A 13,513-nucleotide genomic window follows, 5' to 3' on the forward strand; every position below is an offset into this window, starting at 1 on the left:
GAATATGCAGGTAGTAGAGACCCTCAAGCGTCCCCCCAATATTTTTGACCACCCGTGGATAATTCGGCTGCTTGAGCGGATTGCATTGCCGCTGCTTAAATGGCGGGGGTGGACTCACCATGTGGAGGCACCCGCCGAGAAAAAATATGTACTGATACTGGCGCCCCATACCAGTAACTGGGATTTTCTGATGATGTTCCCGGTGGGTTTGCTGCTCAAGCGGCGCGTTAAATTCATGATCAAGCACAGTGTCTTTATCGGCCCAGTGGGCTCTGTACTGCGCTGGCTCGGTGGGATTGCGGTGGATCGCAGCAATCGGAATAATTTTGTTCAGCAAATGGTCGATGAGTTCGACCGCGCCGATGAAATGGTGTTGATCATAGCGCCTGAGGGAACGCGCAAGCCCGTGCCCCAGTGGAAGCAGGGCTTCTATCATATTGCCCGCGAGGCCGGTGTACCGATCGTGCGCTGCTATCTGGATGCAGGCAGCCGACGGGCAGGTATTTGGGCACCGTTCTATCCTACCGGTAACTTAGAGGCGGACATGCGGGCTCTGCGGGCCGACTACGATACGGTTGTACCGCGACACCCGGAAAAGTTTATTCGCCTGGATTCGACCGAAACGCGCAGCTGAAACCCCTTGCGGGGCGGTACAGGCGGGGTATACTCCGCCGCTCGTATCACCTGTGGAAACACGCGGTGTTTCTGAAGCAGATTTCTGAGAAAGGACAGCGGGTTGAACAGCGATTTTCTAGCCAAGGCCAGAGCGCTCGCGGCGGCAGGCCGGGAGTTACACGCACGTGGTTGGGTGCCCGCTACCAGCGGCAATTTTTCTATGCGTCTGGCGAGCGACAGCGTACTGGTGACCGCCTCTGGTCGCCACAAAGGGCGGCTGAACGAACAGGATTTCCTAGCGGTGGATCTGCAGGGGCAGCCGGTCGACGGTGGAAAGCCCTCAGCGGAAACACTGCTTCACACACAGCTGTATGCCAGATTTCCCAAGGTTAACGCAGCGCTGCACTGTCATACCCCCGCCTCTACCGTGCTGTCGATGCATTCGCCCGAGGCTGAGCTGGTATTCGAAGGTTATGAATTGCAAAAGGCCTTTGCCGGTGTTGATACCCATGAGTCGGTGCTGACCATCCCGGTGTTCGACAACACTCAGGATATTGCTGCGCTTGCGAAAAGCGTTGATGCGTATTTCGATCGCCAGCCTGATTGCCCGGCCTATGTCATTCGCGGACACGGCGTATATTGCTGGGCAGACAGTCTGGATGCCTGTCAGCGTGAGCTGGAAGCGTTGGATTTTTTGTTTCACTGTGAGCTTGAATTGCGACGTCTGCGCGGCTGACGTCCGGGAGATCAATCGATGAGTCAACTAAAGGTATTTGCAGATAGTCAGCCGAATAAGGTGGAGCTGCACAGCAATAACCAGCAGGAAATTGCTGCTGTTCTCAAGGCCGTCGGTGTGCGCTTCGAACAGTGGCAGGCTGGCGCTGCGGTGGTGGCCGGAGACAGTCAGGAAAAAGTGCTGGCTGCATACCAAGACGATGTAAAGCGGCTGCTCGATGAAGAGGGCTACCAGACAGTGGATGTGATCAGCCTTAAAGCGGACAACCCGGATAAGGATGTATTGCGCAAAAAATTTCTGTCTGAGCACATCCACACGGAAGATGAAGTGCGCTTTTTTGTCGATGGCAAAGGGCTATTTTCGCTGCATATCGATGACAAGGTCTATGAAGTGTTGTGCGAAAAAGGTGACCTTATCAGCGTGCCGGCCAACACTCGTCACTGGTTTGATATGGGGCCAGAACCACATCTGGTGGCGCTGCGTTTTTTCAATAACCCCGATGGCTGGGTGGCGCATTATTCAGGTAGTGAGATTGCAGACCAGTTTTCGCGGCTGGAAGCCTGATGGTGAAATTCAGCGGTATCGCAGCGGTGGTGACGGATATCGAAGGCACCACCAGTTCGATCTCCTTTGTGCACGACGTGTTATTCCCCTATGCGGCGAAACACCTGCCAGAGTATGTTCGCAAACATGCAGAAGAGCCGGAGGTGCGTGAACAACTCGATGCCGTGGCGCGCGAGGCTGCTCTGTCGCCGAACGATGTTGACGCCTTGGTAGGGCAGTTACTTGGCTGGATTCGGGATGACGTGAAAGCAACGCCGCTGAAAGCGCTGCAGGGGAAAGTCTGGGAGGCGGGGTATCGCAACCGCGATTACCGGGCTCATGTATTTGGCGATGTGGGAGATGCGTTGAAGCGCTGGAAGCATGCCGGCCTGAAACTGTTTGTCTATTCTTCCGGCTCTGTACTGGCGCAGAAACTGTTTTTTGAATTCTCGGAAGCTGGCAATCTGCTGCCGTTATTCGATGGCCATTTTGACACCACAACCGGACCCAAGCGTGATAGTCAGAGTTACACGGCTATTGCCGGGGTGACCGGATTCGCTGCTCCGGCTATGCTTTTTCTGTCTGACGTTGTCGCCGAGCTGGACGCTGCCAGCCGGGCTGGTTTCCAGGTTTGTCTACTCGAACGACCGGGCAATGCCGCGGTAGCTGAACATTCCTACCCAGTGGTATCGAGTTTTCACGAGATACAGCTCGCAGAATAAGAAGGCAGTCTAGGCGACTACCGATTGCGGCCTTTTCATTATCAAGCCCGAACTGCAGTGTGTAAGTACGACCTTGCCATCTTGATTGATCAATTCGCTGCGCGAAACCAGAATGCCGAATTCCGGTTTCGACTTTGACTCGCGCTTTGATTCCACCGATCCAACCGCATGCACCGTATCTCCGGGCCGCAAGGGGTAAGGCATACGCCAGTCTTCGATGCCTAACCCGGCCACCATGGCAGGCGGCTCCTGGTCACTTTCGGTGAGTAGTTTCGTCAGTATTGCGTAGCTGTGTACGCTGGTACCTATCAGTCCGGTGGGATAGCCTCTGGCGGCTTCCTCATCAATATGAAAGGGTTGCGGGTCCCATTGTTTCGCGAAGTCGATCAGTTCGTCTTTGTCGACATAGTACTCGCGAGAGGTATAGCGCGCCCCTAGATCAATATCTTCGTAATACAGCATGTGGTGTCCTAGCGTAGATTGGTTTTTTCTTCGGCCAGAAAGGTCAGCGTTCGCTGTACCGCTTCCGGGTCGGTGTCCATACAGAAGGCGTTAAAATCGTCGACGCCGAGATCTTTCAGCGCTTGTAGTTGGCTGCGCAAGGTCGCTTTGTCGCCAATTAGCGCGAGGTCGACCGGGTGCTCGGCACCCTCCTGTTCCAACATTGCCTTGTAAGAGGGTATGTGACCGTAGATGGCGGTTTTGTCGGCAACCTGGGTTTTGGCGTCCTCAGGCTTGTCGGTCAGTACGATGGGGAAACTCGCAACAACCCGAGGCTGTGGTTTATCTGCCGCCGCAGCTGCGTGCCGGATAAGTGGAATGGTGTGTTGCGCTAGCGTTTTTGGCCCGGTCATCCAGGTGGTGGTGCCTGCCGCGAGTTGCCCCGCGAGCTTTAGCATCGCCGGGCCCAGCGCCGCGACGATAATCGGTACTTCGCCAGCGTCTGCCACTGGCAGTTTGGCGTGTACTCGATACAGATCACCATCGTAATCGCAGCGCTCACGCCTGCACAGAGGCACCAGCACTTGAAGGTATTCGCGCATTTGCTGAGCGGGCTTTTTATACGACAGGCCGTACATGTCTTCGATAACCAGCTTGTGAGACAGCCCAATGCCAAGATCAATGCGACCGGCGCTGGCGGCGTTCGCGGTCAGTGCTTGTAACGCAAGCGATGTCGGATGGCGCGGTTGAATTGGTGTAACGGCGGTGCCCAGCCGAATCGACGTGGTTTCGCGTGCGGCCAGTGTTAGCACAGAGATCGCATCAGCGCTGAACACCTGACCCATCCAGGCCTGGTCGAGGCCAATGCTCTGGGCAAAACGAATTTCTTCCAGGTAGTCGTCAATGGTGTAGCGGCCGTTATTTTTCATGCCGCACATAAAGCCGATATTCATGTTCTGACATCTTCCGTGCGCAGTTGGGCATAGTAAAGCAGCTGTGCTTCCTCCATTGCCCATTTGTAATCTGCCTTACCGCTGGGCGAGCGTTTGATGCTCGCCACATAGTAAACACGTCGCGGGAGTTTGTAGCGGGCGATATGGCTGGCGCAGGCCGTGTGAAGACTGTCGATGTCAGGGGCACGCGCGCCGCTGTGTAATTGCACCAGTGCGGTGACGCATTGACCGAAACGTTCGTGTGGAGTGGCGACAACGAGACAGTCGAGCACGTCTGGGTGTGCCTTCACCGCCATTTCAACTTCCTCGGCATAAATCTTTTCGCCGCCGGAATTGATGCACTGTGAATCGCGACCGAGCATGGTTATGGTGCCATCACTGTTGTGGCGCGCGCGGTCGCCGGGAATCACATACCGTTTTCCATCTTTAGCCGTTACAAAGGTCTTTGCAGTTTTGGCCTGGTCTTTGTAGTAGGCCAGTGGAATATAGCCGGATTTTGCAAGCAACCCAACGCGCTCATCCCCCGGTGGAATAATGTTGAGCTCGTCGTCGAGCACCACGGTATTGCGTGCTGGGGTTACCCGCGGTCCGCCCGCATTGGTTTCGGCTTTGCCTTTCTCGTGAATGGTGGTTCCGGTAAAGCCGCTTTCTGATGAGCCAATATTGTCGGTAATCACTACGTGCGGAAGTTTTTCTACATAGCGGTCTTTGAGTGTGGGCGAGAACACGGCCGACGTGCTGGCAAAGGCAAAGAGCGTTGAGGTGTTATAGCTGCTGCCGTCGACCTTTCCCTTTTCCAGCGCCATCATGAGAGGTTTGGCCATGGCGTCGCCTGTAACCATCAGAATATGCACGCCCTCGCGCTCCACCTGTTGCCAGACTTCGTGCGGATCGAAATGTTTGCTTGCCAGCAGAATAACCGTGCTGCCCTCGAATAACGCGCGCATTATGGCGCCCTGTGCAGCCCCGTGCATCAAAGGTGCCACTTGCAGTGATTTCATGTGCATTGCGTTTTCAGCCAGGCAGCGGTCTGCCATGGCCTCAGGTGTTGCTATGGGTTCCTGCGTGTACATATCAATGCCACCACATAGAATCATGACTGCATCTTCCTGGCGCCATACAACGCCTTTTGGCATGCCCGTTGTACCGCCAGTGTAAAGAATATAGTGATCATCGCCGCTGCGCGGTGGTAGTGGCTGGTCTTGGGTGTCTCGACAGGCGTCGTAGAAACACACACTGCCTTCCACCTCCGGGAAGCGTTCGCCTTCGTTTGTCCAGTCGATAGAGACAAAGTGTGTTATCAACGGCAGGTGCTGGCGAATGCGATTGACGTTCGCCGAGAATTCCACATCGAAGACCAATGCTTTGAGGTCGGCATCGCGTGCGATGTATATCAATTCTTCATCAACGTAACGAAAGTTTATGTTGATTGGCGCCGCACCTATTTTGTAGCAGCCCAACATCGCGGTCACCCACTCGATACTGTTGTAGCCATAAATACCCACGTGGTCGCCCTTGCTGATGCCGCAGCTCAGTAGATGAGCAGCAAAGCGACTGGAGTCTTCGTCAAGCTGGCGGTAGCTGGCGCGACGATCACCGCACACAAGGGCCTCTCTGTCGGGAATATTGTTCGCGACGCGTTCGAGCAGGTCAGCAAAGTTAAAGTCCATCGATTCAGCTTCCTGTGCAGTCTGAAAGGGTTTGCTTTTCCAATGCGTCGGCAAGCCGACAGAGATGGTGTTGGGTGCCACCAAGGTGCAGCTCTAAATGTTTAGCCCACTGACAATAGCGAAACAGTGGATAGTCCCGGTCTATCCCCATGCCACCGTGAACGTGTTGCGTTGCCTGACTAACATCGTGCAATACATCGCCACACAAGGCTTTGGCCATCGCGCAGGAAAGCAGCGCGCCGGGGTGTTTCTGGTCGACGTCATCAATTGCTTTCAGGGTTAGAATTTTCAGTCGTTCTATCGCGATGTAGCAATCTGCCAAGCGGTGGGCGACGGCCTGGAACGTGGCGATTGCTACCCCAAATTGCTTGCGCTGCCCCGTGTATTGAGCTGCCAGATCGAGCATGGCTTTGGCCACGCCGATGGCGGTTGCGCACTGCAGGGCGAGCAAAAGGTTGTTAATCTGCTGAACCAAATGCGTGGCGTCTTCGCCGTATGCTAGGCAAGCGGCGTGGGCGTTATGGAAGGTTATGTGCGATTGTGGTTCTCCGTGCGTTGCGAGCTGATCTTCTTCGACAACGCTCGCCTGGTCTTTGGGCACGAGCCCCAACCACAGGCCATGTTCGCAAGCGGCTGTGACCAGCAGTTGTTCTGCGTCGGCGGCATAGGGCACGCAGTCTTTATTGCCATTGAGTTGCCAGCCGTTATCGTTGTGTTCAGCGCGGGTTGCCGGTGCTTCCAAGACGTCATTACCCAGCTCGATCATGGCTGGGGTGCATATCACGCGGCCCTGTGTCAGCGCGTTGAGTAAGTCTGAAACGGCGTCTTGTTGTTCGAATGAGGATAGCCCGTGCGCTATGGCGATGCAGTATAGCCACGGCGTATGTGCTGTGTGCTCTCCAATGCTCTGTGCTACGGCAGCGGCGGCGTGTAAATCTAACGCGCTGCCGCCGATTGATTCGGGCAGGGAGATAAGGTGCAATCCGCTGTCGACGAATTGTTGCCAGAGCGCGTGATCCCAGGCCTGTGACTGTGAGTCCATTTCACGTAATCGTTCCTGGGTCGAAAAGTCTTTGACTACGCGGTTGCACAGCGCCTGTACATCGTGATGTGTGTCCGGTATGGAAAAGTCCATGCTATCTTCCCCTGGGTAGAAACAGGCCGGCGCCGGCGATGATTTCCCGTTGTATTTCATTGGTGCCGCCACCGAATGTCAGCACAGATCCGACACGGTAGCGGTGTTCGAGCTTTCCTTTGAGTACGGCCCCTGGTGAGCCTCGTTTGAGCGTTGCGGCCTGACCGATGACTTCCATCAGGCGACGATAGGTTTCTACAAAAAACTCACTGCCAAACACCTTGGCGGCAGAGGAATCTGCCATGTCTGGATTGCCTGACTGCATTGACCAGGCTTGCTTCCAGCACATCAGCTTGAGTGTCTCCAGATCTAGCTGAACCCGCGCCAGGCTTTGTTTAACCCACGGCGTGTGGATGATCGGGTTGCCATTGGGGGATTTTGTTGTCGCCGCCCAGGCGCAGACCTCTTCGAACAGGCCGCCAAGCATGCCAGGGTTTACAATCGAGAGGCGTTCTCGATTGAGCTGTCCGGTGATCAGTTTCCAGCCCCCATCAATCTCGCCAACACGATATTTGTCAGGTATGCGAATGTTTTCGTAGTAGGTGGCGTTAGTGCGCATGCCCAGCGTGTGGATGGGGGTAAGCGAGAAGCCGGGCGCGCTGGTAGGGACCAGGAAGATGGTAATGCCTTTATGCTTTTTGATATCGGGATTGTGGTTGGTGCGCGCCGCAAGCCAGACATAATCGGCGAACTGGCCAAGGCTGGTCCACACTTTCTGGCCATTGATAATCCAGTCTTCGCCATCGCGGTCGGCGCGTGTTTTAAGGCTTGCCAAATCGGTGCCGGCATCGGGTTCGGAGTAACCCACGGAAATAATCACCTTGCCCTGCAATATTTTTCTTACCACCGTTTCGCGCAGAAATTCGCTGCCATGTTGCGCAAGCATTGGGCCCACGGTATCGACAGTGAGAAATGGATAGGGAAAGCCGGAGTTCATGATTTCTTCGGTAAAGATGTACTGCTCGACGGGGCCAATACCTTGGCCTCCCAGTTCTTTTGGCCAGCCGAGTCCAAGCCAGCCGTCTGCGCCCATTTGCTGCAGTCGTGACTGGAAATGAGGGCCGCCACCTTCCATAAAGTCAGGTTGTGCCATTTCCTGCCGCATGGGCTCATCGAGTAGACCGCGCATGTAGTGACGGATTTTTTCTTTCAGAGCCTGTTGTTCTTCTGTTAATCCGATTCTCATGGCAGAAACGTCCTTAGTTTACTTTCGTCAGTTGGTCTAACTGCTTCTGGCATTTGTCGGAATAGGGCGGCAGCATGCCCGACAGCTTCATCAGGTTGATGGGAGATTGGCGGTAAATTGCGCGGGCGTGACTAAAGGTTCGAAAGCCGTCCTGCCCGTGATAGTGCCCCATGCCCGACGCACCAATGCCACCGAAGGGCAAGTCCTCACAGCTGGCTTGCCCCATCACATCGTTCAGGCAGACACTGCCGCTGATGGTGTTGTCGAGTACAAAGCGCTCTTCGTTTGTGTCATTGCCGAAATAATAAAGTCCCAGGGGGCGCGGGCGGGCGGCGATGTACGTCACGCATTCATCGATATTGTCATAGGTTTTGATGGCCATGACCGGGCCGAAAATCTCTTCGCGCATGATCGCCATATCGTCGCTGACATTGCTGACTAAGGTGAGGGGGATCTTGTGCAGATGTTCGGGTTGCTGTTCCAGATTTTCGTTTGCGGGGTTAATGCTGTGAATGCTCGCGCCTTTTTGTCTGGCGTCTTCAATCAGATTGCGAATGCGTTGATAGTGACGCTGATTAATGACGGAGGTGACGTCGGGATTGTCGATCAAGGTGGGAAACCAGGTGCTGTAGCACTGAGTGACCGCGTTAATAAAGTCTTGAAGCGCTGTTTTGGGTACAAACACATAATCTGGGGCCAGGCAGGCCTGCCCCTGATTGAGTGCCTTACCGGCAAAAATTCGCTCGGCGGCTTTATTGAGATCATAGGAACGACTGATTACGACCGGCGACTTGCCGCCGAGCTCCAAAGTGCAAGGTGTCAGATTTTTGCTTGCGGCTTCCAGAATATGGCGCCCAATATGGGTGCCGCCAGTAAAAATCAGGTGATCAAAGGGCTGCGCGGCAAACTGCGCGCCTACCGCCGCATCGCCCAACACGACGGCTACCTCCTCGGGTGAAAACTGTTCTTCTATCAGCGTTTTGAGGAGTTGCGCGGTCTCAGGTGTCAGCTCTGAAAGCTTGAGCATGGCGCGGTTGCCGGCAGCCAGTATGCCGGTCAACGGTGACAGCGCCGTATATACGGGAAAGTTCCAGGTGGACAGATTGCCCACGGAGCCTTTGGGTGCATATTCGATATGGGCCTTGGCGCCAAGTAGACCGAAGGGGAATGGCGGTTTACGCCGCTCCGGGCGCATCCAACGTTTTACATTTTTGATCGCGTGTTTAATGCCATCCATGGATGCAAGCACTTCAGACATTTGTGACTGGTGCAGTGAGCGATTGCCAAAATCCGCACTGACGACTTCTGTAATTTGCCGGCGGTGGCGCCCCACAAGATGATGCAGTCGCTGTAGTCGGTCAATTCGAGTGGCAGCTGTCACGGCGCCTTCTTTGATAAAGGCACGTTTCTGCTGGGTCAGAAGTTCCGAAATATCAGTAGCAGTCATGTTGGGATTTTCCGTGCATGTAGGGTTTTTCGTTGGATGATGTTAGGGGGAGCTTGGCAGCACCAGCGACACCGACGCTGGTGCTGCACGGGAGCTTACCTGCTACCGCTGGTTTCCTATCCGACTGATCTTTCATCGGCATCCCTCGCTATCTGTTCTCGTGCGTTTGTTTTTTTAATGCTGACGAGTTTGAGGTGACAAAAAATTTAGATTGCCATCGTTGAAATATACTACGGTATACAAGAATATAGTTGTATAAAAGATTGGTAATGTGGGTTGTTGCCAAATGGTCGATCAATGTAAGGAGCCGTTGTGAAAGAGATTGCGCCCAATACACCCGTGATTGTCGGGGTCGGTTTTTATCAGAACCCTACAGACGACCCGGCAGCGTGCCCCGAACCTTATGAAATGATGGTAGAAGCTGTTCGTGATGCAGCCAAAGACGCGGGTCGGCCCGACCTTGTTACTACGATTGAATCCATTTCGGTCGAGCAGGGCATGTGGCAGTACCGCAACCCCGGTAAGCTGATTGCGGAGGCGATTGGCTGCCCCGGAGCGCGGAGCGTGTTGGCCGATTTGGGTGTGTTGCAGTTGACCCCGCTGTTCGACCTGTTTGCTGCGATACAGGCTGGCGAGGTCTCGATGGGCGTGGTGACCGGCGGCGAAGCAAAGTATCGAGATCTGCGGGCAAAGATAACCGGGACCGAAGTGAGTAACTATCAGGAGCCCGAGGATACGCCGCCCCCTGATGTGTATCACCCCACCCCGGACCCCTTCGCCACTCAGGCTGAATCCAATGCTGGCATCATGATGCCTGTAGAGCTTTTTGCGGTCATTGAATCGGCGTTGAGGGCAGAGCAGGGGCTGGATATAGAGTCGCATCGGGATCAGGTGGCAGAGCTCTACAGCGAATTCAGCGAGATTGCGGCAGCTAATCCACACGCCTGGAATCGCGAGCCTGTCGCCGCCAGCGATATTCGCAACCCGGCTGGGAAAAATACGATGCTGGCTTTCCCCTACACCAAGAAGCACAACAGTCAGTGGAACGTTAATCAATCAGTAGCGATTCTGGTGTGCTCGGTGGAGCGCGCGCGGGCGCTCGGCCTGAATGAAAGCCAGTGGATTTATCCGGTATCAGCGGCCCAGTCGCGCCACGTGGTCTGCTTGGCAGAGCAGCGCGCACTGCATACTCATCCGGGTACCGTAGTCGCAGGCCAGCGTGCCTACGAATTGGCCGGCATTTCGGCAGATAACATAGTCGCCGCCGATCTCTACAGTTGTTTCCCCTCAGCGGTGCAATCCTTTGCCCGGGATTTGAAGCTTAAGCGCAATATTTCCTGGACAGTAACTGGCTCGATGGCTTTTGCCGGTGGTCCTTATAATCATGGTGCACTCGATGGTGTTGCCAGAATGGTTGAAGTGTTGCGGGAAAAAGCCGAAGGGGATGCGGCACCTGGCTACGGGCTAACATCTAATTTAAGCGGCATATTTGGTAAACAGGCGGTAGCTATCTTTGCCAACAAACCGGGACCTGAGGGCTACCGATACGAAGATGTTACTGACAGTGTTGCAGCAATTGATAAGCCCGTACCGTCGATTACCGAGTATGACGGTCCTGCTAGAGTGCTGGGATATACCGTGGTATTTCACAAGGACACGATTACCCACGGCTTTGTGTACGGTGAAACGCCAGACGGCAAACGGGTCGTTGCTCGCTCCGACAACCAAGAAGCACTGAAAGTGATGACTCAGAGAGAATGGGTGGGGAAAACGGTCACTATCTCTGACGGCAAGCTGTTTTCCATCGAATCGGCAGCATCGGTTGTTAATCAATAATAATAGGAGAAAGTCATGAGTCAGGAACTGGATATCAGTACCCCGAACTGTACGATTGAAAAGAAAGGGCACGTGCTGGTAGTAACGCTGAATCGTCCGGAAGCAAAGAATGCACTTAGCGGGCAAATGATTGTGGGTATGTACCGTGCCTGGCGCCGTCTGGACGAAGACAAGGATCTCTACTGCGCCGTGCTGACAGGCAAGGGCGACACCTTCTGTGCGGGTATGGATCTGAAAACCGGCACCGAAGGTGGCGCGGATGCCGACGAAATCAACGCGATGATGAAAGACATTCCTGATCTGCATTGGCAAGCTTTGTTGCGACATAACCGGCCGACGAAACCGGTGATTCTTGCGGTAGAAGGCTATGCGTTGGCAGGGGGTACCGAGATTCTGCAGGGTACGGAAATCCGGGTCGCTGCTGAAGATGCGGTCTTTGGCGTTACTGAATGCAAACGCGGCCTGTTTCCTCTGGGGGGTTCCACGATTCGCCTGCGGCGTCAGATTCCCTATTGCCTGGCCATGGAAATATTATTGTTGGGCCGCCATGTATCAGCGCAGGAAGCGCTCGATTGGGGCTTGATAAACCGGATCGTTCCCAAAGGACAGGCATTGGCCGAAGCCATGAAAGTGGCTGAAGAGCTTTGTGAGAATGCGCCCTTGTCAGTACAAGCCATTCTTAAATCAGTAAGGGAAAACGATGAAAGTATGCCGGAACGCGATGCGCTGGCAAAAGAAGAACAACTGGGTTGGGGGATTTTTGCCACCAAGGATGCAAAAGAAGGCATGAAAGCATTCAAGGAAAAACGAAAGCCTGCCTTTATAGGTGAGTAATCAGGCGATGGGTCGAGCACTCGCAACAGATATGAATCAGATGAGGCAGTTATGGCCGCAACCCCGGTAACTAATTACGACGATTATATTCACGAGCCCAATAACCAGGATCTGTCTGGCATTCCGGGCGACGAAGGCCTTCCATTGATCGGGCATACACTGCAGTTCTACAAAGACCCCTTTGAGTGGTCGCAGAAGCAGTATGCTAAATACGGCCCAGTATGCAGAGTAAATTTGCCTAGTGGGAAGGGTATTGTTGCGCTGGGCCCAGACCTGATGCAACGCATCTACCTTGATCCCGACCGCGAGTTTTCCTCAAAGATGGGTTTTATGGACCGGGTGGCTAAGTTCTTCCCCGGCAGCCTGATTATGGAGGATTTCGAACACCACAAAGCGCAGCGCCGGATTTTCCAAACAGCGTTTAAAAGCGATGCATTGAAGAACTACACCCGCGATATCAATGCGATTTATCAGCGGGCCCTGACGGAGTGGGAAAGTCACACAGGACAGACTGTGCCCTTCTTCTTTTTGATAAAAAATCTTCTGCTGGAAGTGGCGGCGGAGATATTTATCGGTGAGTCGGAGCGGGGAGAACGGGTAGAGCGACTCAATCAGGCGTTTATCGATGCGCTTAACGGCATGATGTACCTGGTGCCCTACCGCTTGCCTGGAACAGTGCTGGATAAGGGGTTAAAGGGCAGTGAATATCTGCAGCAGTTTGTGGCAAGCCTGATTGACGACAAGCGCGTGGGTAACCGGCGCGATATGTTGAGTCTGATCTGCAGAGAAAAAGATGAGGATGGTAATTATTTTAGCGATGAAGCCATCGTCAATCAGATTATCTTTCTGCTGTTTGCGGCGCACGATACCACCACGGCTGCCATCACGCACACGATGTACTACCTGGCCCGCAATCCAGACGTCAAAGAAAAGCTGTATCGCGAGTGTTTATCAGTTGGCAAGCCGACACTGGACTACGAAGACCTTGCTAGTGTGCCCTATATGGAACAGGTGTTCTTCGAAGTACAGCGTGTGCGCACGTCAACGCCGTTGGTGCCCAGGCGAACTATCCGTGATGTTGAACTTGCCGGAATAAAGGTGCCGGCGCACACAATGGTGTACACGGTGCCCCGGTTTACGCATTTTATGGATGAGTACTGGACTGAGCCACACCGCTTTGATCCGGATCGTTTTTCTCCCGAGCGGGCAGAGCACAAGCAGCATCCCTTTGTTTTTCATCCCTTTGGTGGCGGGGCACATAAGTGTATTGGCATGCACTTTTCGCAGATGGAGTACAAGTGCTTTCTCTACCAGTTCTTGTTGAAATATGATTTTTTTGCAAAACACACTAAAGAACCTTTTATGCAGACCTTGCCTTTGCCGAAGCCGACTGAT

At 54.1% G+C, this 13,513-nt stretch carries 12 protein-coding genes and 1 pseudogene; 7 read left to right on the forward strand and 6 right to left on the reverse strand.

Going from position 1 to position 13,513, the window contains the following annotated elements:
- The first annotated feature begins 4 nt into the window (after nt 1-4).
- From AC222A_RS10940 to mtnC, 4 genes are all read left to right on the forward strand, one after another.
- Nucleotides 5-634, forward strand: coding sequence for a lysophospholipid acyltransferase family protein (locus AC222A_RS10940; RefSeq protein WP_486774978.1), 630 nt, complete (start codon nt 5-7; stop codon nt 632-634).
- 102 nt (nt 635-736) lie between these two features.
- Entirely contained in the window at nt 737-1,351 is a 615-nt protein-coding gene (locus tag AC222A_RS10945; RefSeq protein ID WP_372748764.1) for a methylthioribulose 1-phosphate dehydratase, read from the forward strand.
- A gap of 18 nt (nt 1,352-1,369) precedes the next feature.
- Complete coding sequence (locus tag AC222A_RS10950; RefSeq protein WP_372748763.1) at nt 1,370-1,915, forward strand: 1,2-dihydroxy-3-keto-5-methylthiopentene dioxygenase; 546 nt, start codon at nt 1,370-1,372, stop codon at nt 1,913-1,915.
- Nucleotides 1,915-2,616, forward strand: a complete 702-nt coding sequence (gene mtnC / locus AC222A_RS10955) for an acireductone synthase (protein WP_372810845.1) — start codon at nt 1,915-1,917, stop codon at nt 2,614-2,616. The genes AC222A_RS10950 and mtnC overlap by 1 nt, the downstream gene beginning before the upstream one ends.
- A 9-nt stretch (nt 2,617-2,625) precedes the next feature.
- Here mtnC and AC222A_RS10960 read toward each other — a convergent pair whose 3' ends face one another.
- The 6 genes and pseudogenes from AC222A_RS10960 to AC222A_RS10985 all read right to left on the reverse strand — a co-directional run.
- Entirely contained in the window at nt 2,626-3,078 is a 453-nt protein-coding gene (locus tag AC222A_RS10960; RefSeq protein WP_372748761.1) for a MaoC/PaaZ C-terminal domain-containing protein, read from the reverse strand.
- A gap of 8 nt (nt 3,079-3,086) precedes the next feature.
- Entirely contained in the window at nt 3,087-4,010 is a 924-nt protein-coding gene (locus AC222A_RS10965) for a TIGR03564 family F420-dependent LLM class oxidoreductase (RefSeq protein ID WP_486774973.1), read from the reverse strand.
- The gene (locus AC222A_RS10970; protein WP_486774974.1) at nt 4,007-5,761 is read right to left on the reverse strand and encodes an acyl-CoA synthetase; all 1,755 of its coding nucleotides are present in this window, start codon (nt 5,759-5,761) and stop codon (nt 4,007-4,009) included. The genes AC222A_RS10965 and AC222A_RS10970 overlap by 4 nt, the downstream gene beginning before the upstream one ends.
- Nucleotides 5,685-6,815 (reverse strand): acyl-CoA dehydrogenase family protein, encoded by a 1,131-nt coding sequence (locus AC222A_RS10975; RefSeq protein ID WP_486774975.1) that lies wholly within the window; start codon nt 6,813-6,815, stop codon nt 5,685-5,687. The genes AC222A_RS10970 and AC222A_RS10975 overlap by 77 nt, the downstream gene beginning before the upstream one ends.
- 1 nt (nt 6,816) lies before the next feature.
- The gene (locus AC222A_RS10980) at nt 6,817-8,001 is read right to left on the reverse strand and encodes an acyl-CoA dehydrogenase family protein (RefSeq protein WP_372749636.1); all 1,185 of its coding nucleotides are present in this window, start codon (nt 7,999-8,001) and stop codon (nt 6,817-6,819) included.
- Between the two features lie 13 nt (nt 8,002-8,014).
- Nucleotides 8,015-9,475: pseudogene (locus AC222A_RS10985) on the reverse strand (coniferyl aldehyde dehydrogenase); the annotation flags it as partial.
- A 285-nt stretch (nt 9,476-9,760) separates the two neighbouring features.
- Here AC222A_RS10985 and AC222A_RS10990 point away from each other — a divergent pair.
- The 3 genes from AC222A_RS10990 to AC222A_RS11000 all read left to right on the forward strand — a co-directional run.
- Nucleotides 9,761-11,284 (forward strand): hypothetical protein, encoded by a 1,524-nt coding sequence (locus AC222A_RS10990; protein WP_486774976.1) that lies wholly within the window; start codon nt 9,761-9,763, stop codon nt 11,282-11,284.
- A 15-nt stretch (nt 11,285-11,299) separates the two neighbouring features.
- Entirely contained in the window at nt 11,300-12,118 is an 819-nt protein-coding gene (locus AC222A_RS10995) for a crotonase/enoyl-CoA hydratase family protein (RefSeq protein WP_372749976.1), read from the forward strand.
- A 51-nt stretch (nt 12,119-12,169) separates the two neighbouring features.
- Nucleotides 12,170-13,513, forward strand: a 1,344-nt coding sequence (locus AC222A_RS11000; RefSeq protein WP_486774977.1) for a cytochrome P450, incomplete at its 3' end; no start/stop codon positions are given.

It is taken from the genome of Litorivivens sp. (assembly GCF_057445395.1).